Origin of the sequence: Polaromonas sp. OV174, from assembly GCF_900112285.1 — a bacterium.
Lineage (GTDB): Bacteria > Pseudomonadota > Gammaproteobacteria > Burkholderiales > Burkholderiaceae_C > Polaromonas.
Genome location: NZ_FOKZ01000010.1, coordinates 75,617 through 99,488 on the forward strand (window position 1 = coordinate 75,617; position 23,872 = coordinate 99,488).

At 62.7% G+C, this 23,872-nt stretch carries 19 protein-coding genes; 4 read left to right on the forward strand and 15 right to left on the reverse strand.

Annotation, left to right across the window (positions count from 1 at the left end; genetic code table 11):
- Nucleotides 1-296: 296 nt before the first annotated feature.
- The 5 genes from icmF to BM160_RS10900 all read right to left on the reverse strand — a co-directional run bounded on the left by icmF (nt 297) and on the right by BM160_RS10900 (nt 8,407).
- Nucleotides 297-3,686, reverse strand: a complete 3,390-nt coding sequence (gene icmF, locus BM160_RS10880) for a fused isobutyryl-CoA mutase/GTPase IcmF (protein ID WP_092005038.1) — start codon at nt 3,684-3,686, stop codon at nt 297-299.
- Nucleotides 3,687-3,712: 26 nt separating this feature from the next.
- Nucleotides 3,713-4,555, reverse strand: a complete 843-nt coding sequence (locus tag BM160_RS10885) for a PPK2 family polyphosphate kinase (RefSeq protein ID WP_092004823.1) — start codon at nt 4,553-4,555, stop codon at nt 3,713-3,715.
- A gap of 118 nt (nt 4,556-4,673) precedes the next feature.
- The gene (locus BM160_RS10890; protein WP_092004826.1) at nt 4,674-6,581 is read right to left on the reverse strand and encodes a TRAP transporter large permease; all 1,908 of its coding nucleotides are present in this window, start codon (nt 6,579-6,581) and stop codon (nt 4,674-4,676) included.
- A gap of 3 nt (nt 6,582-6,584) precedes the next feature.
- Complete coding sequence (locus BM160_RS10895) at nt 6,585-7,211, reverse strand: TRAP transporter small permease subunit (protein ID WP_092004828.1); 627 nt, start codon at nt 7,209-7,211, stop codon at nt 6,585-6,587.
- 86 nt (nt 7,212-7,297) lie between these two features.
- Complete coding sequence (locus BM160_RS10900) at nt 7,298-8,407, reverse strand: TRAP transporter substrate-binding protein (protein WP_092004830.1); 1,110 nt, start codon at nt 8,405-8,407, stop codon at nt 7,298-7,300.
- 305 nt (nt 8,408-8,712) lie between these two features.
- Here BM160_RS10900 and BM160_RS10905 point away from each other — a divergent pair, with 305 nt between their 5' ends.
- Nucleotides 8,713-9,165 (forward strand): rhodanese-like domain-containing protein, encoded by a 453-nt coding sequence (locus tag BM160_RS10905; protein WP_092005041.1) that lies wholly within the window; start codon nt 8,713-8,715, stop codon nt 9,163-9,165.
- 187 nt (nt 9,166-9,352) lie between these two features.
- Complete coding sequence (gene cqsA / locus BM160_RS10910) at nt 9,353-10,600, forward strand: alpha-hydroxyketone-type quorum-sensing autoinducer synthase (protein ID WP_092004833.1); 1,248 nt, start codon at nt 9,353-9,355, stop codon at nt 10,598-10,600.
- Here the strand turns inward: cqsA and BM160_RS10915 are convergent, their stop codons facing one another.
- Both BM160_RS10915 and BM160_RS10920 read right to left on the reverse strand, forming a co-directional pair.
- Nucleotides 10,601-11,587: a response regulator transcription factor gene (locus tag BM160_RS10915; protein WP_092004836.1), complete on the reverse strand. Its 987-nt coding sequence runs from the start codon at nt 11,585-11,587 to the stop codon at nt 10,601-10,603.
- A 51-nt stretch (nt 11,588-11,638) separates the two neighbouring features.
- The gene (locus BM160_RS10920; protein ID WP_092004839.1) at nt 11,639-12,931 is read right to left on the reverse strand and encodes a sensor histidine kinase; all 1,293 of its coding nucleotides are present in this window, start codon (nt 12,929-12,931) and stop codon (nt 11,639-11,641) included.
- 209 nt (nt 12,932-13,140) lie between these two features.
- Here BM160_RS10920 and BM160_RS10925 point away from each other — a divergent pair, with 209 nt between their 5' ends.
- The gene (locus BM160_RS10925; protein ID WP_092004842.1) at nt 13,141-13,908 is read left to right on the forward strand and encodes a type III pantothenate kinase; all 768 of its coding nucleotides are present in this window, start codon (nt 13,141-13,143) and stop codon (nt 13,906-13,908) included.
- 86 nt (nt 13,909-13,994) lie between these two features.
- Here BM160_RS10925 and BM160_RS10930 read toward each other — a convergent pair whose 3' ends face one another.
- A complete protein-coding gene (locus tag BM160_RS10930) occupies nt 13,995-15,557 on the reverse strand; it encodes a wax ester/triacylglycerol synthase family O-acyltransferase (protein ID WP_092005043.1) in 1,563 nt (520 codons plus the stop codon).
- A gap of 134 nt (nt 15,558-15,691) precedes the next feature.
- Here BM160_RS10930 and BM160_RS10935 point away from each other — a divergent pair, with 134 nt between their 5' ends.
- Nucleotides 15,692-15,946 (forward strand): acyl-CoA-binding protein, encoded by a 255-nt coding sequence (locus BM160_RS10935; RefSeq protein ID WP_092004845.1) that lies wholly within the window; start codon nt 15,692-15,694, stop codon nt 15,944-15,946.
- 90 nt (nt 15,947-16,036) lie between these two features.
- Here the strand turns inward: BM160_RS10935 and BM160_RS10940 are convergent, their stop codons facing one another.
- The 7 genes from BM160_RS10940 to BM160_RS10970 are packed head-to-tail and all read right to left on the reverse strand — an operon-like array spanning nt 16,037 to nt 23,750.
- Entirely contained in the window at nt 16,037-17,014 is a 978-nt protein-coding gene (locus BM160_RS10940) for a Bug family tripartite tricarboxylate transporter substrate binding protein (RefSeq protein ID WP_092004848.1), read from the reverse strand.
- A 40-nt stretch (nt 17,015-17,054) separates the two neighbouring features.
- The gene (locus BM160_RS10945; protein WP_092004851.1) at nt 17,055-17,996 is read right to left on the reverse strand and encodes a hydroxymethylglutaryl-CoA lyase; all 942 of its coding nucleotides are present in this window, start codon (nt 17,994-17,996) and stop codon (nt 17,055-17,057) included.
- Entirely contained in the window at nt 17,993-19,234 is a 1,242-nt protein-coding gene (locus BM160_RS10950; RefSeq protein WP_092004854.1) for a CaiB/BaiF CoA transferase family protein, read from the reverse strand. The genes BM160_RS10945 and BM160_RS10950 overlap by 4 nt, the downstream gene beginning before the upstream one ends.
- Before the next feature lie 37 nt (nt 19,235-19,271).
- Nucleotides 19,272-20,216: a LysR family transcriptional regulator gene (locus BM160_RS10955; RefSeq protein ID WP_092004857.1), complete on the reverse strand. Its 945-nt coding sequence runs from the start codon at nt 20,214-20,216 to the stop codon at nt 19,272-19,274.
- A gap of 6 nt (nt 20,217-20,222) precedes the next feature.
- Nucleotides 20,223-20,540: a polyhydroxyalkanoic acid system family protein gene (locus BM160_RS10960; RefSeq protein WP_092004860.1), complete on the reverse strand. Its 318-nt coding sequence runs from the start codon at nt 20,538-20,540 to the stop codon at nt 20,223-20,225.
- A complete protein-coding gene (locus tag BM160_RS10965) occupies nt 20,533-21,642 on the reverse strand; it encodes an aminopeptidase (protein ID WP_255368822.1) in 1,110 nt (369 codons plus the stop codon). The genes BM160_RS10960 and BM160_RS10965 overlap by 8 nt, the downstream gene beginning before the upstream one ends.
- On the reverse strand, nt 21,639-23,750 hold the full coding sequence (locus BM160_RS10970) for a molybdopterin-containing oxidoreductase family protein (RefSeq protein ID WP_092004867.1): 2,112 nt from the start codon (nt 23,748-23,750) through the stop codon (nt 21,639-21,641). Before BM160_RS10970 ends, BM160_RS10965 begins: the two co-directional genes overlap by 4 nt.
- Between the last annotated feature and the right edge of the window lie 122 nt (nt 23,751-23,872).

The following is a 23,872-nucleotide window of genomic DNA, read 5'->3' on the forward strand; positions in this document are numbered from 1 at the left end:
CACAATTCAGCTGCCTGTTCTGCCGTAGCAAGTTGACTTAAATTGGGCCTTTCGACTTGCGGCCAACTTATGCTTTAAGTCGGCGTCCTAATCAGGGGGCGCGCTCCAATTGCCCAAAAGAAGCTTCATCTCTCCACCCTCGGGAGTTGGGACAACTACTTCGTAATCAATTCGCTATTTCTTGTTCCTTTTGGATTTGAACAAGGTTTAAAGCATAAGTTGGCCGAGAGTTATTAACGTTAATTCTCGATTTCTGGCCAAACTATGCTTTAAGTCGCAGTACCGGCTCCTACAGCCTACATATTGCGCCGGTACTGCCCGCCGACTTCAAACAGCGCATTGGTGATCTGCCCGAGCGAGCACACGCGTACCGCATCCATCAACACCTCAAACACGTTCTTGTTCTCTATTACTGCCTGCTGCAGCCGCTTGAGCTGCGCCGGCGCTTGGGCTGCGTGGCGGGTGTGGAAGTCTTGCAGGCGGGTCAACTGGCTCTGCTTTTCTGCGTCGGTCGAGCGGGCGAGTTCGAGCTTGTCATGGACCGCGTCGCCGTGTGGATTGCGGAAGGTGTTGACGCCAATGATGGGCAGCTCGCCGGTGTGCTTGAGCATTTCGTAGTGCATGGATTCGTCCTGAATCCTGCCGCGCTGGTAGCCGGTCTCCATGGCGCCCAGCACGCCGCCGCGGTCGGCGATGGCGGCAAACTCGGCCAGCACGGCTTCTTCGACCAGTTCGGTCAGCTCTTCGATGATGAAGGCGCCCTGCGACGGATTCTCATTTTTGGCCAGCCCCCATTCGCGGTTGATGATGAGCTGGATCGCCATGGCGCGGCGCACGCTGTCTTCGGTCGGCGTAGTGATCGCCTCATCGAAGGCATTGGTGTGCAGGCTGTTGCAGTTGTCGTAAATCGCAATCAGCGCCTGCAGCGTGGTGCGTATGTCGTTGAACTGAATCTCCTGCGCGTGCAGGCTGCGGCCACTTGTCTGGATGTGGTATTTGAGCTTTTGACTGCGTTCGTTGGCGCCGTATTTTTCCTTCATGGCGACGGCCCAGATGCGGCGCGCCACTCGGCCCATCACGGTGTATTCGGGGTCCATGCCGTTGCTGAAGAAAAAGCTCAGGTTGGGCGCGAAGTCGTCGATGTGCATGCCGCGCGCCAGATAGGCTTCGACAAAGGTGAAGCCATTGGACAGCGTGAAGGCCAGCTGGCTGATCGGGTTGGCGCCGGCTTCGGCGATGTGATAGCCGCTGATGGAGACGCTGTAGAAATTGCGCACGTTGTGGTGCACAAAATATTCGGCGATGTCGCCCATCACCTTCAGGCTGAATTCGGTGGAGAAAATACAGGTGTTCTGGCCCTGGTCTTCTTTCAGGATGTCGGCCTGAACCGTGCCGCGCACATTGGCCAGCACCCATTCGCGGATCTTGGCCGCTTCCGTCTCGCTGGCTTCGCGGCCATTGTCGGCCTTGAATTTTTCCAGGTTCTGGTCGAGTGCGGTATTCATGAACATGGCCAGAATGCTGGGCGCCGGGCCGTTGATGGTCATGGACACGCTGGTGGAGGGGCTGCACAGGTCAAAGCCGCCGTAGAGCACCTTCATGTCGTCCAGCGTGGCGATGGACACCCCCGAGTTGCCGACCTTGCCGTAGATGTCGGGCCGCACCGCCGGGTCGTTGCCGTAGAGCGTGACCGAGTCGAAGGCGGTGGACAGGCGCTTGGCCGCCATGCCTTCGCTGAGCAATTTAAGGCGCGTGTTGGTGCGGAAGGGATCGCCTTCGCCGGCAAACATGCGGGTCGGGTCTTCGCCTTCGCGCTTGAAGGCAAAGGTTCCGGCGGTATAGGGGTAGCTGCCGGGCACGTTGTCCAGCATCAGCCATTGGAGAATTTCGCCATGGTCTTGGTACTTGGGCAGGCTGACCTTGCGTATGGGGATGCCCGAGAGCGATTTGGTGACCAACTGGGTACGGATTTCCTTGTCGCGAATTTTCACCACGTACTCATCACCGGCGTAGGCCCGCTGCATTTCAGGCCACTGGGCCAGCAGCTTTTTGGCCGCCGGATGCTGAACTTGTTCACGTTGCTCGGCCAGATCAATGGCGGCCTCGGTAGCCCTGGCCTTGTCGGGTTTGCCCACCTTGAGCATGGCGGCGGCGGCGCGCAGTTGCTGAATCTCGCGGGCCAGCGTGGCTTGTTCGAGAGCGCGTTTCTTGTAGTCGCGCACGGTATCGGTAATTTCGGCCAGGTAGCGCGTGCGGGCCGCCGGCACCACCGGCGTCTGATGGGTGCTGTGGCGCACATCGACCAGCGGCAGGGCACCATCTCCGAGGGTCAGGCCCAATGCTGCAAGCCGGGGTTTGAGCGCTTGATAGAGCGCGGTGACCCCGTCATCGTTAAAGCGTGCGGCCATGGTGCCGAACACCGGCATCTGGTCGGCCGGCGTGGTCCAGGCTTCCTTGTTGCGCTGCACCTGCTTGGAGACATCGCGCAGGGCATCGAGTGAACCTTTGCGGTCGAACTTGTTGATGGCGACGAATTCGGCAAAGTCCAGCATGTCGATTTTTTCGAGCTGGCTGGCGGCGCCGAACTCGGGTGTCATGACGTACATGGGGACATCGACATGCGGCACGATGGCGGCGTCGCCCTGGCCTATGCCCGAGGTTTCCACGATGATCAAATCGAAGCCGGCGGCCTTGCAGGCGGCAATCACATCGGGCAGTGCCTGGCTGATTTCCGAGCCAAAATCGCGCGTGGCGAGACTGCGCATGAAAACCCGTTGCCCGCCTGGCACCAGCGAACGCAGCGAAGGGCCGCCCCGAGCAAGTTCAGCCCCCTCGGGGGGCAGCGAGGACACGTCAGTGCCGAGCGTGGGGGCCTGTGAATTCCAGGGGTTGATGGCATTCATGCGGATGCGGTCGCCCAGCAAGGCGCCGCCGCTTTTGCGCCGTGAGGGATCTATGCTGATGAGGGCCACACGCAGGTGGTCGTTCTGGTCCAGCCGCAGGCGACGGATCAGTTCATCGGTGAGCGATGACTTGCCGGCGCCGCCGGTCCCCGTGATGCCCAGTACCGGTATCTTTTTGATAGCAGCTTGCGCGTGTACCGCCTGCACTAAAGCCTCATCGGCCTTGTTGTTTTCGAGTGCGGTGATGAGCTGTGCCAGGGCTCGCCAGTTCATTTCCCCATGGCCTTGAATCGCCTCGATGCTGTGGGGCGCAAAGCCCGTCAGGTCTTGGTCGCAGCGCATCACCATCTCGCCTATCATGCCGGCCAGGCCCATCTTCTGGCCATCTTCCGGGCTGAAAATGCGTGCCACCCCATAGGCATGAAGCTCGCGGATTTCGGGTGCAACGATCACGCCGCCGCCGCCGCCAAAGACCTGGATATGTTCGCCGCCGCGGCTTTTCAGCAAATCCACCATGTACTTGAAGTACTCCACATGACCGCCCTGGTAGGAGCTGATGGCGATGCCTTGAGCGTCTTCCTGCAGGGCAGCGGTCACGACTTCATCGACGCTGCGGTTGTGGCCCAGGTGAATCACCTCGGCACCCATGCCTTGCAGGATGCGCCGCATGATGTTGATGGCGGCGTCATGGCCGTCAAACAGGCTGGCGGCTGTGATAAAACGTACTTTGTGCGTGGGGCGGTAGTTGGCAAGCACCTTGTATTCGGCGGACAGGTCGGTCATGGCTGGGGTCTTTCGCTGGGAGGTCTTCACGTGATTTTCAGGCCCTTGAGCCGGGGATCGCTGGGTGGATAACGTAGTTTGAGCTTTTTCAGGGTGGCCTGCACGATGGAGGCAATCATCAGGTTGCGATGCGTCTTGGAGTTGGCGGGCACGATGGTCCACGGTGCGTGTTCTGTGCTGGTGGCGCGCAGCAGGGCCTCATAGGCTTTCTGGTAGTCGGCCCACTGCTTGCGCACGGTCAGGTCATCCATGCTGAATTTCCAGTGCTTGGTCGGGTCATTGACCCGCTCCTGCAGGCGTTCGCGTTGCTCTTCAAAGCCGATGTGCAGCATGAACTTGAGGATGACGGTGCCGGTCTCGCTGAGCAGGCGCTCGAAGTCATTGATGTGCCGATAACGCTGCGCGGTCTGTTCGGGCGTGATCCATTGCTTGACCACGGGCACCAGCACGTCTTCGTAGTGGCTGCGGTTGAACACCATCATCTCGCCGGCGCCGGGCATCTGCTGGTGGATGCGCCACAGATAGTCGTGGACACGTTCTTCTTCCGTGGGCGCTTTCCAGCCGACGGTATGGACACCCAGCGGGCTGGTGCGGCTGAAGACGCCGCGTATCGTGCCGTCTTTGCCCGAGGTGTCCGTGCCTTGCAGGACGACCAGCAGCTTGAAGCGCCGGTCGGCATAAAACAGGTCTTGCAGCGCGTCGAGTTCTAGCGCCAGGGCGTCCACCGCAGCCTTGTCGGCTTCCTTGTCGCCGCAGGACCAGGGCTTGGCGGCCGGATCCAGCTTGGTCAGGGAGAATGCGGCCGCGCGTTTTCCTGAAGGCGGCTGCCAGTCGGCAAGCGCCGGGGCGGGTGGGGGTTTTTTGGCCATGAACGTTTCGAGTCAGGTGACGAAGGATAGTTGACGTTTACGTAAACGTCAAGAATGGTTTTTCCGCAAAAAAGGGCGCTGCTGCGCCCCCTTGAGTCCCTTGAAGCAGCCGGCCCGCTCAGCCGTATAGGTACTTGGGCAACCACAAGGTCAGGCCCGGCCAGATGTACATGAAGACCATGCACAGGATCACGATCAGCATATAAGGCATCATGCCGGCAAAAATCTGGTTGATCGTGACGTGCGGCGGTGATACGCCCTTCAGGTAGAAGGCCGACATGGCCACCGGCGGCGACAGGAAGGCGGCCTGCAGGTTGACGAAGACCAGCACACCCCACAGGATGGGGTCGATCTGGAAATGCGCCAGCAACGGCAGGAAGATGGGGACGAAAATCACGATGATCTCGGTCCACTCCAGCGGCCAGCCGAGGATGAAGATGATGGCCTGCGACAGCAGCAGGAACTGCAGCGGAGACAGGTCCATGGAGAGCACCCACTCCTCGACCACGCGCTGGCCGCCCAGCAGGGCAAACACCGCCGAAAAAATGGCCGAACCGACGAACAGCCAGCACACCATGGAGGTGGTCTTGGCGGTCAGGAACACGGCTTCCTTGATGCGCTGCAAGTTCAGCGTGCGCGCGTGCCAGGCCATCAAAAAGGCCCCGGCCGCGCCGACCGCCGCCGATTCGGTGGCCGTGGTGATGCCAAACAGGATGACGGCCAGCACCAGGAAGGTCAGGATGGCCAGCGGCATGACGGAGGACACCAGCATGCGCAGGATCTCGAATTGCTCCGCATCGAACTTCCAGTAATACCAGAACAGCAGCAGCATCGAGATGGCGCAGGCGATCCAGAAGCCGGTGAAGAATACGGCGGGAACGGCTGCGGTGTGCGGGCCCTCGGCCGTCGGGTCGCCCAGCTGCTGCATGGGCTCGTCCTTGAGGGCGTCGGCGGGCGGCTCTTCGACTGCGCCGGGTGGGGCGGACAACTCCTGCAAGCCGCCTGTTTCAGCCGGCGGCTCCTGCAGGCCCGAAGAGCTGGGTGGTTCCTGCAGGCCGCTGGTGCTGGCCGCGGCGGGTGCCTGGGCCTGCAGGGTGACTTGCGCTGCGGCGCTGGCGACGTTGTCTTCCTGGGAATGGATGACGACATACCACCACACTGCGCCCAGGGTCACGGCCGCCAGCGCTACCGGCACCAGCGCCAGGCAGAGGCTGTGCACCAGCAGTCCCCAGGTGATCTTCATGCCGTCCACGCCGGCCTTGATGGCGCGGCCGGGCGACAGGGTAGCGGCCAGCAGCGCCGGCAGCATGCGGCGCGAATAGCCGTCGGCTATGACATTCAGCCAAGGTGGCACGGGCACTTGCTGCTGTTCGGGCGGCAGTTTGGGCGCAATTTTTGGGTTGATCAGCACCCAGCCGATGATGTAAATGAGGTACAGCAGGGCCAGGAAGAAGCCGGGAAACATGGCCGCCGCATACAGCTTGACCACCGACTGCCCGGCGACCGCCGCATACACGATGATCATCACCGAGGGCGGGATCAGTATGCCCAGGGTGCCGCCGGCGGTGATCACGCCAGCCGCCAGCCGGGTGTCGTAACCGGCGTTGAGCATGGGCCGCATGGCGATCACGCCCATCAGCACCACAACGGCGCCCACCAGGCCGCTGGCAATGCCCCAGAAGGTGCAGATGATCAGCGTTGTGACTGCCAGCGAGCCCGGCACGCTGCGAAATGCGAGCTGCACGCTGTGGAACATCTTGTCCACCAGCGCACCGCGTTCCATCACATAGCCCATCAATACAAACAGCGGGATGGAGAGCAGGGTTTCATTGGTCATGGCGCCGAAGGCACGCTGCACCATCAGGTCGAAGATTCTGTTGTCGAGCCAGTGCGCCGACGGTTCGTAAAAGGCTGCGAAGCCGAACATGATGCCCAGCCCCATCAGGGTGAAGGCCGTCGGAAAACCCATCATGATCACGACCACGATGAGGCAAAGCATGGTCATACCGAGTGCGGCGTCGCTCATGGCTTAACCCTTCATCCCGATGGATTTCTCGATGGCCAGCCGCTTAGCTTCCTCATCGACGAATTCGCTGCCAGCCAGTTGCTGGGCCACCACGTCGGACTCCTCTGCGTCCTTCAGCCTGGGCGTCCATGCGCCGGTCCTGATGCATACCATGCAGCGGATCATCTCGGCGATGCCTTGCATCAACACGATGGCGCCGGCCAGTGGAATCACCAGCTTGAAAGGGTAGAGCGGGATCGGGTCGGCGTTGAAGGTCTGCTCATGGATGGACCATGAGTCGTTGAAGTAGGTCCAGCCGGACCAGGTCAGCGCGGCGATGCCCGGCAGGAAAAACAGCAGGTACAGCACCAGGTCCAGCCAGGCCTGGGTGCGCGGCTTCAGGCTGCCGTAGAAAAAATCGCCGCGTACATGTCCGTCGTGGGCCAGGGTGTAGGCGCCGCCCATCATGAACAGCGTGCCGTAGAGCATGTTGTTGGCGTCGAAGATCCAGGCGGTCGGTGCGTTCAGCGCATAGCGTTTGAAGACCTCGGCACAGACCAGGAGCATCAGCACCACAATGAGCCAGGCGAACGCCTTGCCTACCCAGGTGCTGATCTGGTCAACCGCGTGAAGGAGTCGTTGAACGTTCATGGGCGTCACCCTGGTGGACGGGGCAAAATAAAACCAGTCATCCAGAAGTTACCGGATGACTGGCGTGTCTCAGGCGCAGTCGAAAATCAGGCCTTCTTGCTGGCGAAATAATGGTTGTAGGCCATCTTGAAGTCGACGGTGTAGTCGTTGTGCCACTGGCCGGCGCGCTGAGCGAAGCCCTTTTGCGACTCCAGCACCTTCTTGAACAAAGGGTTCTCTCCGGCCTTCTTGGCGACGGTCTTGTCCCATGCGGCCAGTTGGGCGCGTAGCACGGCATCAGGCGTCTTGTAGAACTTGATGCCCTGCTTCTTCATCTCCTCGTAGTCTTTCGAGTTGCGGTCGACCGCCTTCCAGCTCATGTCGGCGCTGGCGGCTTGCACGGCATAGTCGATGATGGAGCGTAGCTCCTGCGGCAGTGCGTTGTACTTGCCCTTGTTGAAGAGGATCTCGAACTGCTCGCCACTCTGGTGAAAGCTTTGCAGCATGCAGTTCTTCACCACGTCGGGGAAGCCCAGCACGCGGTCGCTCGAGGCATTGTTGAACTCGGCCGCGTCGATCAGGCCACGGTCCAGGGCCGGCACGATTTCGCCGCCGGGAAGGGGGTTCACGGCCGTGCCCATTTCGGTGAACATGTCCACGGCCAGGCCGACGGTGCGGAACTTCAGGCCTTTCATGTCCTCCACCTTGGCCACCGGCTTCTTGAACCAGCCCAGGGGCTGCGTGGTCATGGGGCCGTACAGATAGGAGACCACGTCCATGTTGATGGACTTATAGATTTCTTCCAGCAGGGCCTTGCCGCCACCATAGTTGTGCCAGGCCAGCACCATGTTGGCATCCATGCCGTAGCCGGGGCCTGAACCCCACAGTGCCAGCGCGGAGTTCTTGCCGTAGTGGTAGGCCACCACGCCGTGGCCGCCGTCCAGGGTTCCTTTGTTGACGGCCTCAAGCAATTGGAATGCGGGGACGACCGCGCCGGCGGGCAGCACTTCAATTTTCAGGCGGTTACCTGCCATGTCATTGACCTTTTTGGCAAAGTCGTTGGCATATTCATGGAAGATGTCCTTGGCTGGCCAGGTACTCTGAAAACGCAGGGAGGTAGTCTGAGCCGTGGCGATCATGGGGGCGGACATGGCGCCAGCGGCAATCGCGGCGCCTTTCAGCAGGCCGCGCCTGCGGGGGCTTTTGCTCTCGGTCATGACTTGTCTCCTGTTGTTAAAAAGGTAAGAACACTCATCATTCCGTGTCATTCTGTGCTTACAAAGAGGGTTTCCACCAACGCTGAGGCTGGATGACCCCTTGCTCGGTGACTCTGCTTTGGCCGCGCGGCGGCGGTTATTCGAACAACCGCCCGGCCAGGACCTTGCGTTTGGCTGGGCTGGCAAATAGCTTCTTCGCCGCTCGCGGCATGGCGCGAAAGACTACACTTTATTTTCAATACCACGGCCTGTGCCAGGCCGTCGGCTCCAAGCATGATTGCAAGTCAAACCAGACAGGTCCCGACATGAACACCACGGCCTCTTCCGATACTCCCGATGCTTTTTCTTCGCTGCAGATCCAGCCTGCCTCAGGCTATGCCGGCGATGTTTCGCCACAGTTGGCCCATGCCTGGATGCAGGCCGGTGAGGCCGTGCTGGTGGATGTGCGCACCGATGCCGAGCGCGAGTGGGTGGGCTATGTGCCGGGCGCGATGGCGTTGGCATGGAAACAGTGGCCTGGCATGGCCATGAATGCCGACTTTGACGCAGGCCTCAAAGCTGCCGTGCCGTCGGGAAAGAAGGTCCTCATGTTGTGCCGCAGCGGCGTGCGCTCGATTGCCGCGGCCAAGCGGGCCAGCGAACTGGGTATGGAGGCTTACAACATCCTCGAGGGCTTTGAAGGCGCTGCCGATGAACAAGGGCAGCGCGGTCATCTTGGCGGCTGGCGCTTTCGCGGTTTGCCTTGGCGGCAGGCCTAGCCGGTTGCCGGAAATAGCGGTTTTGGGTGAGATTTTTCGGCGCCTGGCGGGGCCGTTGCTGAGCCGAGAAAGTCTCACTCGAGTCAGATAACTGAGGAAATTGGTTTCGTGGGTTTTTCCGGAAAGTAGAGTTTCAAATTGTAAAAAGTGCTTTTAATGGGGTCTTTTTAACCAAAGGAGCTACCCCATGCAAGTACTTGAACGCAAACTCTCGACCGCCGCCAAGGTCTTTCGCAATCCCGCCCTGGGCGCACAACTGAGCCAGCGCATCGCCCGCGATTTCACCCCACGCTGGGAACAGCAATGGGGCGGAAAATTCATGCTGCACGGCAAGACACCAGACTCCAATGCGATCCGGCTGGACGGCAATGACTACCTCAGCGTGACAGGTCATCCGAAAATTGTTCAAGCCCAGGTGGACACGCTGCGCAAGGAGCAGGAATTTGTCGTCCAGTCCGGCGTATTCCACCTGAACCAGCATCCGACCCGGGCGCTGGAAATGGCGCTGGCGGGCTGGGTCGGGAAGGACGACGGTTTCATTTGCCAGTCGGGCTACTCGGCCAACACCGGTTTGCTGCAGGCGATTGCCGATGCGCAGACACCGATCTATCTCGATACCCTGGCGCATGCCTCGCTCTGGGAGGGCGCCCATGCGGCGCGTGCGCCGGCTTATGCCTTCAGGCATAACGACCCGGCGCATCTGGCCCGCGTGATTGCCAAAAACGGCCCCGGCATTGTGGTGGTGGATTCGGTCTACAGCACCACTGGTGCGCTTTGCCCGCTGGAGGAAATCGTCGAGGTGGCCGAGCAATACGGCTGCATGATGCTGGTCGATGAGTCCCATTCACTGGGCACTCACGGCCCGCAAGGTGCCGGTTTGTGTGCCGCGCTGGGTTTGAGCGACCGGGTGCATTTCATCACCGCCAGCCTGGCCAAGACCTTTGCCGGGCGCGCCGGTTTCTTCACGGCACCGGCGCATATGCGCTACTACATCCTGTGTTCGAGCTTTCCCAATATCTTCAGCTCCAGCCTGCTGCCGCATGAAGTTGCCGGGCTGGCCGCGACGCTGGAGCTGATTCGCCAAAGCGACGACGCGCGCGCGCGGCTGCATGCACACACCAAGCGCCTGCGTGCCAGCTTGACTGAGCTGGGTTATCCCATCCATCAGGGCAGCCAGCAAATCATTGCGCTGGAAGTCGGCCAGGAGGCCGACACCATGGTCTTGCGTGACCGGCTGGAGGAGCGCAATGTGTTTTCGTCCATGTTCTGCGCGCCGGCCACCAGCGCCAAGCGCGCCATGATGCGGCTCACGCTGAATGCCGGCCTGATGGATTCGGAACTGGACCATGTAGAGGCGGTGGCGCGTGAGATCGCCCCTATCGTCAAGCCCTGGGATTGGCCGATTGCGCGGCGCGCCCGCGCCGGCCAGGCGTGATCAGTCCGGCAACTGCCGGTTGCCGAACGTCGCGATAAAGCGCTCGTAACTGAGCGCGTAACCCGGGCCGAAAGGCTCGGCGATCGTGAACAGGGCCGCGTACAGCGTTGCGCCGGGGCCCGCCATGGCAAAGGCCTGGCGGGCCTGGGCCTGGTGGGGCTCGCCCAGCGCCTGTTGCAGTTCCAGGTCAAGCAGCCGCTTCCCGTTCCGGATGTCCTGGACGGTGGCCGCATCCCAGCCCAGGGCTGCGGCCATTGCGGCCAGCGCCGGCAACTGCTCGGCGAGCGTCAGTTGCAGCCAGCTCGCGCCGCCCTGGCGGTCAAGCGCCAGCACGCCAAAGGGCCAACCCAGCACCACATGCTCTATCCAGCCCTGGCTGATTGACAGCTGATCTAGCGCTTGCGCGATGGCCGGCTCGCACAGCAGCGCGTGCTGCTCACGCGTCAGGGTGGCGCGCCAGGTCTGCTGCAAGCGTTCATCGGCCAGGTCAAGCTGGCTCTGGATGGCCTGGCTCAGGTGAAGGCGGATCTCGGGGGTTTGCTTGGGAATGAACTGCTCTATCAGGCCGCGGTTAAAGGCCGAGACGGCGAGCTGCTCGTCGACCCGGCCAGTGAGCAAAATGCGCGCCCCCGACCAATCCGTCAGTTCGCTCAGCACGCGTAGCCCGCTCATGGCCGGCATGGAGTAGTCCACCACACAGACCCGGGTCAGCGCAAAGCGGGCCGCCTTGTCCTCGCGCCAGTACTGCAGGATTTGCGGAATCAGGGCCACCCCATCACGCCAGCGATTGACGATTTCCTGCTGGCGCCAGGCGTCAGCCTCCCGGCGCGGCGGCTCTTCCAGCAGTTGTGCGATGCATTCCACAGGGCGCAGGAAGAGGCGCACGTACCAGTCTGGCGGCAGGACATCGGCCAGCATTTCGAGGTAGGCGGCATCGTCATCGAGGAAAACCACGCCTCCCGGGCGTCGGTAGAGTGCAAAAGACATGGGGTCGTCTTGTGAGTGTTTGGTGGGGACCTGTTGGATGCGCAAGGCGCGTCAGACGGCTAGGGGCAGTTCAAGCGTGAACATGGCGCCTATCGCAAATTCCGACTTCACCTGAATACTACCGCCTGCGCTGTGCACCACTTGCTGGCAAAAAGCCAGGCCAAGGCCGTGGCCGGTGCCTTGGTTGCTGGAGAAAAAGGGTTTGAAAATCTGCGGCAGCAGGGCGGCGTCAATGCCCATGCCATCGTCTGCCACGACGATGCGGCCGCGCTCCCGCGATTGGCCGACTTCTATGCGCAAGGCACCGTTGGGATACTTGGAATCGGCTGCCATCAGGGAATGCAGCGCGTTCTTGATCAGGTTGTCCAGCACCTGGGAAAACTGGGTAGCGGAGGCACGGAAGACGAAGTCTTGGTGGATCAAAACCTTCACGCACTTTTGCTGGCGGCTGGAGCTATAGGGATAGGCCGCCACCACGCCGTGAACCAGCTTGGCGGCCGACACCTGTTCCGTGTGACGCGGCAGTTGCAGCAGCTTTGCATTGGCGATTTGCGTGTCAATCTGGTGGTTCATGGTGCGCACCAGGGCATGCAGCCGCGTGGCCAACTGTTCCAGTTTGGCGGCCCGGGGATGCTCGGGCTGGCGCTGCGCCTCCATCTGCAGCGCGTCACCGAGCAGGGCGGCGGTCGACAGCGGCGTGCGCAACTCGTGCGCCATGATGCCCATGGTGGTGAGTGCGCGCGACAGCTGTTCGCGCCGCAGATTGGCCGACGACAGGCTCAGGACCAGGGCGATGGACCAGGCGAAGGCCAGCACCACCGCATGGATGGGACGCTCGCTCTCAGGTACCGGCGCCACGTTGGGCCCCACAGCTAGGAAGAGCAACCAGGCCAGCAGTCCACCGGTGATCAAGCCCAGGGAGGCCAGACGCCAGTCGGTGACATGGTAGTAAATCAGCACCATGGCCACCATGGTGGCCAGCCATACCGTGTCGCCGCTATTGCACAGATACATCCAGCTGAACAGCACCGGCAATTCCAGCCAGAACACCAGGTTAAAGACCTGTTGCGTCAGACGGTTTCCGGGATCACGGCTGATGCGCCGCGTCATCAGGCAATAGCCCAATAAGCTGGCCATGATTCGCAGCGTCAGGTTTTCATAGGGTTGCGGCAGCCACTCCGACCAAATCCAGGCAAACAAGAGATTGCCCGAGAGAAAAGACAGGCCCAGCCACCACAGGCGGCGTGACGAGGGATGCAAAATCGGCTCCAGCGGAGCGAGCAGCCACTCCTGGTTTAGCCATTGCAGCCTGGTGCTTGGCGTTGGCCTGCGGCTAGGCCTCATCTTTGAAATTCCACAAGCGTAGTTGGCCGCCGGACGGACGATGGATTGAGCATTTGACTGTATTGTGCTTGGTCTTTTTTTGCGGTGGTGCGGCGCCGGTGCGGCGCGGGTGGGCGTAGGTGCCGCAGCGCCGTGGCATAGGCCCTGGTTGAAAAATCTCTGGCGACTAAACGGCGGGCCGGCGGCAAACCTGTTCATAATTCAGCCACATGACTTTCCTAGCGCTTGATGTGGGTAACACCCGCCTGAAATGGGCACAGTATGACGCGCCGGCAGCGGGAGCCAAACTGCTGGCCCAGGGTGCGGTGTTTCTGGAAAACATAGACCGGCTCGCCGAAGACGAGTGGAGCGCCATGCCCATGCCTTCGCGGATTCTCGGCTGCATCGTGGCCGGCGACGCGATCAAGCGGCGCGTGGCCGAGCAGATGGATCTCTGGGAGGTGGCGCCGCGTTGGGTCGTGCCCAGCGCCGAAGAGGCCGGCCTGAGCAATGGCTACGACCATCCGGCCAGGCTGGGCGCCGACCGCTGGGTCGCCATGATAGGCGCGCACCATAGGCTGCTGGCGCGCGGCAGCCGCAAACCTTGCGTGGTGGTGATGGTGGGAACGGCCGTCACGGTGGAGGCCATAGACGCCTCGGGAAAATTTTTGGGCGGCATCATATTGCCCGGCCACGGCATCATGCTGCGCGCACTGGAGTCTGGCACTGCCGGCCTGCATGTGCCGACCGGCGAGGTGCGAGACTTCCCCACCAACACCAGCGATGCCCTGACCAGCGGCGGCACTTTTGCCATTGCCGGCGCGGTGCAGCGTATGGTGGAGAACGTCACGCGGCATTGCGGCGAGACGCCCGAGTGCATCATGACGGGCGGTGCCGGCTGGAAGATGGCGCCCAGCATGTCGGTCAAGTTTGAGCTGGTGGACAGCCTGATTTTTGACGGTTTGCTGGAAATCGCCTCACAGCGTTTTGCTACTTGAGCGACTTGGTGACCTTTCTATTGCTATAAAAACAATAGCTTCTTGCGACCGCTGTTAAAGGGCTTCAGGCCTTAAAGGCTTAAATTTCAGGCCTCTTCGCCCCAGGGCAACATCAGCGTCACGATGGAGAGCTTGGCAAACTCGGGCACAAATTCGTCAACGATGCGCTGCGGCTCCGGGCACAGTGCGCTGTCGGTGATGACGCCAAACTGCACGCCGCCACCATAGCTGAGAATCGACACGCCCAGGCCGACATCGCCAGACTGCGGCACCCAGAACAGGCTTTGCTCCAGCGTGGAGCCGCAAAACTTGAGCTTCTCGCGCGGGCCAGGCACATTGGTCATGACCGCCGTGGTTTTTTTCGAGAACAGATTGAGCATCAACTCCTGCGCCGGCTTGGTCAGCAGGCCGGCCACCGCCAACAGGCCAAAAGCCAGCAGCGGCTGATAGCTGCCTTTGAGCGCCGCCATGCGGCGACGCACCTCGTAGACGCGCTCGATCGGGTTCTCGACGCCAATCGGCAGCACCAGCGGCACCAGGCCGAAGCGGTTGCCCAGCTGGTGCGCCTGCTCCAGCGGCCGCAGATTGACCGGCACCATGGCGCGTATCTCCTGGCCGGCCACCTCGTCGCCCTGCGCCTTCAGGTACTCGCCCAGGGCGCCGGCCACGCAGCTGAGCAGCACATCGTTGATGGAGCAATTGAGCGCCTTGCCGACGGCCTTGACCTCGTCCAGCGGAATCGGCTGGCACCAGGCGACTTTTTTGGTGCCGCCTGGCTTGCCCTTGAGCCGGGTCTTGGAGTCGTCGGGCATCAGCGCCAGCGCGGCCGAATCGGCCAGCACCTGGTACAGCACCTTGGCCAGGTCCAGCGAGCCCTTGAGCCCCAGTTCCATGCCTTGCTCCAGGCTTTTTTTCGGGTCACCGAGCAGGCCCAGCGAACGTGCCGCGCCGTCGCCCATGGCGCCCAGCGCCTTGACGGCGAGCTGGGTGAAGGGCTTGAGCAGGGTGTCCTCAAACCACTCTTCGGCACCATGCCGGGCGGCGCTTTTGGGGCGCCGATCAGGCGGCGGCGAGCCGCCATCGACCAGCGACATGGTCACGCCAATCAGCGCAATGCCGTCGGCAATGCAGTGGTGTATGCGCACGATCAGGGCGCTGCCGCGCACGCCATCGGGCCCGGTGTAATCCTCTATCAGGTGAATTTGCCAGAGCGGACGCTTGGGGTTGAGGCGCTGCGTCGCCAGCTTGGCCACGCGCTCTTGCAGGGCCGGCTCCTGGTTGGCTGACTTGGGCAGTTTTTCCAGCACCACATGGTTGGCCAGATCAAAGTTGCGGTCATTGACCCAGGTGGCGCCGGCCGCGTCTTCGATCACGCGCTGCCTGAAGCGCGGGTATTTGAGCAGGCTGTTTTCAATCCGTTCGCACACCGCCGCATGGCTGACGCCGGGCGCCAGCTGCCACACGCCGACAATCATCATCAGATTGGCATCGCCGTCCATGCGCAGCCAGGCGGTGTCGACCTTGCTCATGCGTTCGCCCGACAAGCCCAGCGTGCCGGAGACGGCCCGCTTGACGTTTTTGCCAACGTTTCTGACCACCTTCCGGCTCACTTTTTCTTCGCTATTCGGGGCTGTAACGCGTGTGACCATGAGCATTCCCTGTGCAAATTTCCCCGGCTGGGGTAGCTTCCCTATTTTGCAGTCAACAGCATGGCTAAGATACCGGGCAGTTACCCCCCCAAAACCTTGATGGGTGACTCACTTCTAAAAAACGGAGCCTTCCCATGTCAGACCTGAAAGCCGCCTTCGACAAGGCCATGCTGGACTCGAAAAACCTCAGCGAGCGTCCCGATAACGCCACCTTGCTGAAAATCTACGCGCTCTACAAGCAGGGCAGCCTGGGCGACAACACCGAGAAAAAACCCGGTTTCGGTGACATGGTGGCGCGTGCCAAGTGGGAGGCCTGGAACAACCTCAAGGGTACTTCGCAGGACGACGCCATGCAGCAGTACATAGACCTGATCGCCGATCTCGGCTGATTTTAAGAAAAAATAGCCGCCAGCCCAGGTAGTACGGGCGATGGCAGCTATTGATTGTGTAGCAAGCCAAGGCTTGCCGAAATCGGGCCCTCAGTCGGCCTTGATGCCCGACAGCTTGATGATGCGGCCCCACATGGCGCGTTCGTCGGCGCTTAGCTTGGCCAGCTCCGGGCCACTCAGAAACAGCGCCTTGGCGCCTTGTTCTTCGGCCCGCTTCCTGAAGTTGTCGGACTCCACCACCTGCTTGATGGCGGCCGAAATCCGGCTCTGGGTGTCGTTGGGCATGCCGTTGGGGCCATACACCGCAAACCAGGACGAGGCCACCAGCGGCACACCGCGTTCCGTGGCCGTCGGGACGTCGGGCTGGGCCGCCAGCCGCGTGCGGCCCGTCACCATCAAGGCCTTGAGCTTGCCCGAGCGGATATGCGGCAGCAGCGGCGGCGGCGTGGTGATGGTGAAGTCCACCGAGCCGCCCAGCAGGTCGGTCAGTGCCTGGCCGGTGCCGCGGTAGGGAATGTGGACCATGAAGGTCTTGGTCAGGTCTTTCAGCAACTCCGTGGTCACATGCTGCAGCGAGCCGTTGCCGCTGGACGCGTAGTTGACCTTGCCGGGATTGGCCTTGGCGTAGGCAAGGAATTCTGCAAAGGTGTTGGCCGGGAAGTTGCTGCGCACCACCATCAGTTGCGGCGCATCGATCAAATGACCCAAGGGTTTGAGGTCTTTGCCGGGGTCAAAGCCCGCCACCGGCTGTAGCAGCGGCGTGATGCACTGGTAGCCCGAGTACTGCACCAGCAGGGTCGTGCCATCGGCGGGCGCGCGGGCGACCAGTTGCCCGGCAATGTTGCCATTGGCGCCGCCGCGGTTGTCCACCACCACCGAGGTGCCCAGAATCTTGCCCAGCGGCTCGGCCAGCAGGCGTGCCGCAATGTCGGTGGTGCCGCCTGCGGGAGTCGGCACCACCAGCGTGATGGGCCGGCCTGCCGGTTGCGCCGCTGTCTGGCCCATGAAGGAGGCGGCAGCGGCAGCCGCTCCGCCGCTGATCAGGGTTCTTCTGGAAATAGAGGTCATGCTTGTCTCCTGCTTGTTGCGAATAGGGGAAGATGCTTAGTCACGCGAATTGCTCGCGCAGGGGCGTGACAAATTCCGGCGCCGGGTGCAGATCTTCAATCCGCCCCGCCTTGGCGACCTGGCCTGGCACCTCATGGCCGACGATGTCCGGCATCTGGCGGGCAATCGCCAGCAGCCTGGGCAAATCCATGCCCGTGTCATACCCCATGGCGTCCAGCATGTGGATGGCGTCTTCGCTGCTGATGTTGCCGCTGGCACCGGGCGCGTAGGGACAGCCGCCCAGGCCGCCGAGCGAGCCGTCGAAGCGCGTGATGCCGCCCTGCACCGCAGCCAGCAGATTGGCCAGACCCATGCCGCGCGTGTTGTGAAAATGCAGGGTCAGTTGTAGTTCGGAAAAACGCGCTTGCAAGGCCTCCACCATGCGGCCGACCTGGGCCGGATGGGCCATGCCGGTGGTGTCGCAAATTGTCACGCCGCGCACGCCCTGATCGGCAAAACGTTCAACCCAGCCCAACACGCTTTCCAGTGGCACATCGCCTTCCATGGGGCAGCCAAAGCAGCAGGAGAGCGAGACATTGATGGGGGTACGCCCGTCCACCAACTGGATGACTTCCGACAACGCCGCAAAGCTGCGCGCCATTGGCATGCGCAGGTTGGCCAGGTTGTGTGTTTCGGAGGTGGACATGACGAGGTTGAGTTCGTCGGCCTTGGCCTCCAGCGCGCGCTCCGCCCCGCGCAGATTGGGCACCAGTACCGTGTACTCGACACCTGCTACGCGGCGGATTCGGCCCATCACCTCGTCGGCGTCGCGCAACATGGGGATGGCCTTGGGCGAGGTGAAGGAGGTCACCTCGATCTTGGCGTAGCCGCATTCGCTCAGGGCATCGACCAGCGCCACCTTGCTGTCTGTCGCAATGAACGATGGCTCAATCTGGAAACCGTCGCGCGTGGCGACTTCGTTGAAATAAATGCGTTGTTTCATGACACGATGCCTTTGTCTTTCAGACCCTGGATTTGTTGGGGGGTCAGGCCGAGTTCCTGCAGCACGGCCTCGCTGTCCTGGCCTAATGCGGGCGCATTGCGCCTGTGGCCGCCCGGCGTGGCCGACAGCTTGGGCACAATGCCGGGCACCATCAGGCTGCTGCCGTCGTCCATCTGCACCTGGCCCAGCATGCCGCGCGCCTGGTAGTGCGGATCGGCCGCAATATCGGCCACGCTGTAGATGCGACCTGCGGGCACCGAAGCTTTGTCCAGTTGCGCCAACACCTCGTCCACCGTGCGCTGTGCGGCCCACTGGCCGATGGCCTCGTCGATCTCGGCCACGCGCGCCACGCGGCCCGCGTTGTCGCCCAGTTGCGGGTCGGCGCCCAAATCATCACGACCGATCACGGCCATCAGGCGTTTGAAAATGCTGTCGCCGTTGCCGGCAATCAAGGCATAGCCATCGTCATTGCAGCGGTAGGCATTGCTGGGCGCGATGCCGGGCAGGGCGCTGCCGGCCGGGCCGCGCACCGTGCCGAATGCGCTGTACTCGGGCAACAGGCTTTCCATGCAGTTGAACACCGCCTCGTACAGCGCCACATCAATCACCTGGCCGCGCCCTTGGGGCGCCTCCTTGCTCACGGAAGCATGGCGGTGCTGCAGTGCCAGCAGGATGCCGATCACGCCGTGCAAGGCGGCCAGGGTGTCGCCTATGCTGACGCCGACGCGCACCGGCACACGTCCGGGCTCGCCGGTCAGATGGCGCAGGCCGCTCATGGCCTCGGCCACCACGCCGAAACCGGGCCGGTCGCGGTAAGGCCCGGTCTGGCCGTAGCCGCTGATGCGCAGCATGATCAGGCGCGGGTTGAGCTTGAGCAACTCGTCCGGGCCCAGGCCCCAGCCTTCCATGGCGCCGGGGCGGAAGTTCTCTATCAACACGTCGGATTCCGTTGCCAGCTTGCGCACGATGTCCTGCGCTTGCGGCATCTTGAGATCCAGCGCCAATGAACGTTTGTTGCGCGACTGCACCTGCCACCAGACCGAGGTGCCGTCTTTCAGCAGCCGCCATTTGCGCAGCGGGTCGCCAGCGCCCGGCGGTTCGATCTTGACCACGTCGGCGCCGAAGTCGGCCAGCGTCTTGGCGGCAAACGGCCCGGCGATCAGTTGTCCGAGTTCGAGAACCTTGAGGCCCGCTAAAGGGCCAGTGGAGGGGCCGGTGAAGGAAGAAGGGATGTCCATGGCTGCGCAGTGTGCGGCCGCGGCCCTCCTGCGTCCATTACTGCTTGCGGCGCTTGGGCTTCGCGTTTTGCGAAGGCTCGGTCAGAAAGTCCACCAGCGAGGCGATGCCCGCATCGCCCCCGCCTTGCCCCGTGACCGTGGCCACCAGCAGGCGGCGCTGCGCCCAGGCATCGGCCAGCGGGCGCCAGCCTAGCTTCATGGACTTGAGTATGGGCAAGCTGGCCCCCTTGGGCAGTATCGCCAGCCCCAGGCCCGAGGCCACCATGTGGCAGACCGCGTCAAAGCTGCGCACCTGCATGCGCAGCTTGAGCGGGCGGTTCGCGGCCAGCGCGGCCTGCTGCTGCTTTTGCAGCATGGCGGCGCCGGCAGTCAGGCTGATCCACTCTTCGTCCAGCGCATCGGTAAAGGCCAGCGGCGTCTTGCCCGCCAGCCGGTGTTTGGCGGGCAGCACCAGCACCAGCTCGTCATGGCGAAACAGACGGGTCTCCAGGCCAGCCGTGTCCGGCCCCTCGACAAACACCGCCACGTCGGCCCGGCCTTCGCGCAAGGTGGCGGCCACGGCCTCTGACACCTGCTCTTCCAGGTCGACATGGACCTGGGGGTGTAGCGCGCCGTAGCGGGCCAGCAGCGGCGGCAGGAACTGGCTGATGGCGGCGCTACTGGCGCACAGGCGGATATGGCGCGCAATGCCGCGCCGCAGGTCGCTCAGTTCGCTGCCCAGCTGCTCCATGGTTTGCAGCAGGGTAAGCCCGTGCTTGACGAAGACGCGGCCGGCCGCCGTGGGCAGCAGGCCGCGCGCATGGCGCTCGAACAAGGGGTCGCCCAGCGCCAGCTCCAGTTCGCGCAGGCGCCGGCTGGCGGCGGCCAGCGCCAGGTGCGAGTCGCGCGCCGCCGCCGTCAGGCTGCCGGTCTGGGCGCAGGCCACGGCCAGGCGTATCGACACCAGGTCGAAGCGCGCCAGGTTGTAGGAGGCACTGGCCACGCCGGCTCAGGCTTTCTTTTTCGCGGCGGGCGCTTTCGTGGCCAGCAGCGTGTCGAGGTTCTTCACGATCTCGCCCTCTATCGTCTCCTTGAACGCGCCCAGCAGAAAGCCGAGCTTGGCCGTCAGCTCAAAGCGATCCTGGGTCACCGTCAGCGTGCCGCTCACGCCCGAGCGCTTGAAACAGAGCTGATCCTGGCTGCTGCCTTCTTCGTAAGTGCATTCCAGATCGAATTTTTCTTCGACCTTTTCGGCCCATTGGAAAGCGATCTTGCGCGCCTGCGTCAGGCCAAGGGCGTGCGGCCGGGCTATGTGGATGTCAGCCATGGGGAATCTCCGTGGTTTGGGTTTTCAGGGCCTGGTGGCGCTGCTCTTTGGACAAATTGGCCAATTGTTTCACGGCCTCATAAAAGCGCTGCCAGTCCCGACCCTCACGCTCGAACAGCGCCTCAAAGCCGGGCACCAATTCATCATAGGCGGCCTGTGCGCCAAAGGCGGCGTTGTTGGCCGCCGCCACCCAGGGGTCGTAGCCGGCAAAGCCGCCCCAGCCGCTTTTGAGTTGCGCATAGTTGTCGCGAAAGCGCTGCATTGCTATTGTTTTGAGAGCTTCTTGCGCTTGTCTATCCTGGGCTGTGGCTATTTTTTCCTTGTAAATGGCGGCCAGTTCGCGGCGTGTGCTCAGCGCCAGGGCGCGGAACTGCTGGCGTCGCCCGTCAAACACGGCATAGGCCTGGCGGGCTTCCTCATGGCCGTGGCTGTTCAGCCAGCGTTGGCCGCCCAGGCGCTCGACGGCGGTGGCGAAGGACTCGTTGAACATGGTGTCGTCCTTGGCGTAGACCACCTGGTGGGCCAGCTCGTGAAAGATCAGCCTAGCCAGCTCGCCTTCCGGATAGGCGATGAAGGTGTTGAGCAGCGGGTCGCCGCCGGCCCAGTTCATCCAGCCCAGGGTGGAGTAGGCCGGCACGCCGTAGACGCTGGTTTCCCAGCCCTGGGCCTGGAGCTGAGAGGCCTCGGCGCGGGCTTCGGATTCGTTGAAGTAGCCGTGGTAGTCGACGCAGCCGGCGACCGGAAAGCACCAGCTCTTGAGCTTGAGCGAAAACGCCGGCGCAGCCACCACATTCCAGACCACGGCGCGGCGCTGCAGGTCGGCGTAGCGGTGGTAGCTGGCGTTGTCGGGCAGCTTGAGCTCGGTGACGGCAAAGCGGCGAATGTTCTGAGCCAGTTCCAGCCGGGTTTTGAGGCTGGCCGGGGTCTGGGCGTCGCCCAGCCAGTCCGCCACGGGTCGGGTGGCATTGAGCATGTGCAGGTGGCCGCTGAGCGATTGCCAGTAATAGCCCAGGTCGGCGCAGCCGCTCAGGCCTGCTACGGCCGCGCAGGCGGCCAGCGCGGTCTTCAGCCGGCTGCATGGGGTGGCCAGAATCTTGTTCACATATTGCTTGGCGTTTCGGCCTGCACCTCGACCAAACAGTCGTAAAACACCGGGCCGCGGCCTAGATCGGTCAGCTGCTGGCTGGTGAGCTGATTCACATTGGTGCCGTCCAGGCCCAGCTTGCGCCACCAGATGCCCAGGCTGTTGACCACGCCGGGGCGGGCGCGCTTGGAGACTTGGGCCTTGACGCGGTACTCGCCGCGCTGGTTGAAGACCTTGACGATGCTGCCGCTGACGATGCCGCGCGCGGCGGCGTCTTGTTCGTGGATCTCCAGCACCGGTTCGCCCTCGATGTCGCGCAGGCTTTTCACGTTGACAAAGCTGGAGTTCAAAAAGTTGCGCGCCGGCGGCGAAATCATGGCCAGCGGAAACTCTTTGGAAGACCCCGGCACCTCGTAATTGGCCACATGGTCGGGCAGGCCGTCCAGGCCCATGGCCGCCACGCGTGCGCTGAAAAACTCGCATTTCCCCGAGGGGGTGGGAAAGCCGCCATTGGCAAACGGCGCATCCGGCAGCTTCAGCGTGGCAAAGCCCTGGTCCAGCAACTGCTGGAAATCTATCTTGTCGCCGTAAGCAGCACGGCACAGGGTTTCGTCATCATCGGCAAAGCAGGGCTCGTTAAAACCCATGCGCGCCGCCAGCTCGCGAAAAATCTGCGTGTTGGGCTTGGCCTGACCCAGCGGCGCAATCGCCGGGCGGTTCAGCAGGGCGTCGGTGTGGCCGTAGGCGCTGTGCACGTCCCAGTGCTCCAGCTGCGTGGTGGCGGGCAAGAGGTAGTCGGCGTAGTCGGCGGTGTCGGTCTGGAAATGCTCCAGCACCACGGTGAACAGGTCTTCACGCGCAAAGCCCTGCACCACCTTGCCGGATTCGGGCGCCACCGCCACCGGGTTACTGTTGTAGACGATCAGCGCCTCGACCTGGGGGCCGAAGTCGGGCGAGCTTGGGCGCAGCAGGTCGTCGCCTAGGGTGCTCATGTTGATGGTGCGGGGGCTGCGCCCGGCCAGCAGCTCGGGCCGCTGCAGCGCCGCCTTGTCGACCGGAAACAGGCCAGAGCTGCTGAGCAGCATGCCGCCGGCGCGCTGGCGCCAGGCGCCAATCAAGGCCGGCAAGCAGGCCACGGCGCGCGCGGCATTGCCGCCGCCGCGTACCCGCTGCATGCCGTAGTTGAGGCGGATGGCGGCGGGCTGTTGATTCACGAAGCACTGGCCGTAGTCGTAGGCCAGCGACCTGATCTGCTCCACCGGTACGCCGCAGACTTGAGCGGCGCGTTCCGGGCTCCATTGCAGCGCGCGTTCGCGCAGGGCGTCCCAGCCCAGGGTGTGTTGGGCGATGTAGTCATGGTCCAGCCAGTCGTGCTTGATCAGCTCGTGCATCAGCGCCAGCGCCAGCGCGGCATCGGTGCCCGGCAGCAGCGCGATGTGCTCCTGGCATTTCTCAGCGGTTTCGCTCTTGCGCGGGTCTATGCAGATCAGCTTGGCGCCGTCTCTTTTGGCCTGCTGCGCATAGCGCCAGAAGTGCAGATTGCTGCCTATGGCGTTGCTGCCCCAGATGATGATGAGCTTGGCTTGCGCAAAAAATTCCACCCGCATGCCGACCTTGCCGCCCAGGGTTTGCGTCAGGCCTTCGCTGCCGGCGGTGGCGCAAATGGTGCGGTCTAGAAACGAAGCGCCCAGGCGGTTGAAAAAACGCCCGGCCATGCTTTCACCCTGCACCTGACCCATGGTGCCGGCGTAGCTATAGGGCAGTATGGCCTCGGGGTTGCGCGCCGCGATGGCCTGCAGGCGGGTCGCAATATCGCTGAGCGCCGCGTCCCAGCTGACGGACTCGAACTGGCCGCTGCCCTTGGGGCCTGTGCGTTTCATCGGCGTCAGCAGGCGTTCCGGGTGATAGGTGCGCTCGGTGTAGCGCGAAACCTTGTTGCACAGCACGCCGCCGGTCTGAGGATGATCGGGGTTACCCTGCACCCGTGTGGCAATGCCGTTTTCCACCGTTGTCAGCAGCGAGCAGGTGTCGGGGCAGTCATGCGGGCAGGCGCCGCGCACCTGCCGGGTCGTGAGGTCTGGCTGACCGGCGGCGGCTTCGGTCAGGTTGGTCAGGGTGATGTGCATGCCTCAACTTTATAGTGAATGGTAGGGGCAGGGAGTGGCCTGTTTTGAATCCGTTTTTCTGCATGATGCAAAAAATGGAATCAAGCATTTTGTTGCATTTGATGGCAATTAAATACAAACCT

Bases quoted from the DNA above. Each gene is read 5' to 3' on its own strand.
- icmF (WP_092005038.1), bottom strand. From the start codon at position 3,686: ATGACCGACCTGTCCGCCGAATACAAGGTGCTTGCCAACTACCGCCCC.
- BM160_RS10885 (WP_092004823.1), bottom strand. From the start codon at position 4,555: ATGGCCAAAAAACCCCCACCCGCCCCGGCGCTTGCCGACTGGCAGCCG.
- BM160_RS10890 (WP_092004826.1), bottom strand. From the start codon at position 6,581: ATGAGCGACGCCGCACTCGGTATGACCATGCTTTGCCTCATCGTGGTC.
- BM160_RS10895 (WP_092004828.1), bottom strand. From the start codon at position 7,211: ATGAACGTTCAACGACTCCTTCACGCGGTTGACCAGATCAGCACCTGG.
- BM160_RS10900 (WP_092004830.1), bottom strand. From the start codon at position 8,407: ATGACCGAGAGCAAAAGCCCCCGCAGGCGCGGCCTGCTGAAAGGCGCC.
- BM160_RS10905 (WP_092005041.1), top strand. From the start codon at position 8,713: ATGAACACCACGGCCTCTTCCGATACTCCCGATGCTTTTTCTTCGCTG.
- cqsA (WP_092004833.1), top strand. From the start codon at position 9,353: ATGCAAGTACTTGAACGCAAACTCTCGACCGCCGCCAAGGTCTTTCGC.
- BM160_RS10915 (WP_092004836.1), bottom strand. From the start codon at position 11,587: ATGTCTTTTGCACTCTACCGACGCCCGGGAGGCGTGGTTTTCCTCGAT.
- BM160_RS10920 (WP_092004839.1), bottom strand. From the start codon at position 12,931: ATGAGGCCTAGCCGCAGGCCAACGCCAAGCACCAGGCTGCAATGGCTA.
- BM160_RS10925 (WP_092004842.1), top strand. From the start codon at position 13,141: ATGACTTTCCTAGCGCTTGATGTGGGTAACACCCGCCTGAAATGGGCA.
- BM160_RS10930 (WP_092005043.1), bottom strand. From the start codon at position 15,557: ATGGTCACACGCGTTACAGCCCCGAATAGCGAAGAAAAAGTGAGCCGG.
- BM160_RS10935 (WP_092004845.1), top strand. From the start codon at position 15,692: ATGTCAGACCTGAAAGCCGCCTTCGACAAGGCCATGCTGGACTCGAAA.
- BM160_RS10940 (WP_092004848.1), bottom strand. From the start codon at position 17,014: ATGACCTCTATTTCCAGAAGAACCCTGATCAGCGGCGGAGCGGCTGCC.
- BM160_RS10945 (WP_092004851.1), bottom strand. From the start codon at position 17,996: ATGAAACAACGCATTTATTTCAACGAAGTCGCCACGCGCGACGGTTTC.
- BM160_RS10950 (WP_092004854.1), bottom strand. From the start codon at position 19,234: ATGGACATCCCTTCTTCCTTCACCGGCCCCTCCACTGGCCCTTTAGCG.
- BM160_RS10960 (WP_092004860.1), bottom strand. From the start codon at position 20,540: ATGGCTGACATCCACATAGCCCGGCCGCACGCCCTTGGCCTGACGCAG.
- BM160_RS10970 (WP_092004867.1), bottom strand. From the start codon at position 23,750: ATGCACATCACCCTGACCAACCTGACCGAAGCCGCCGCCGGTCAGCCA.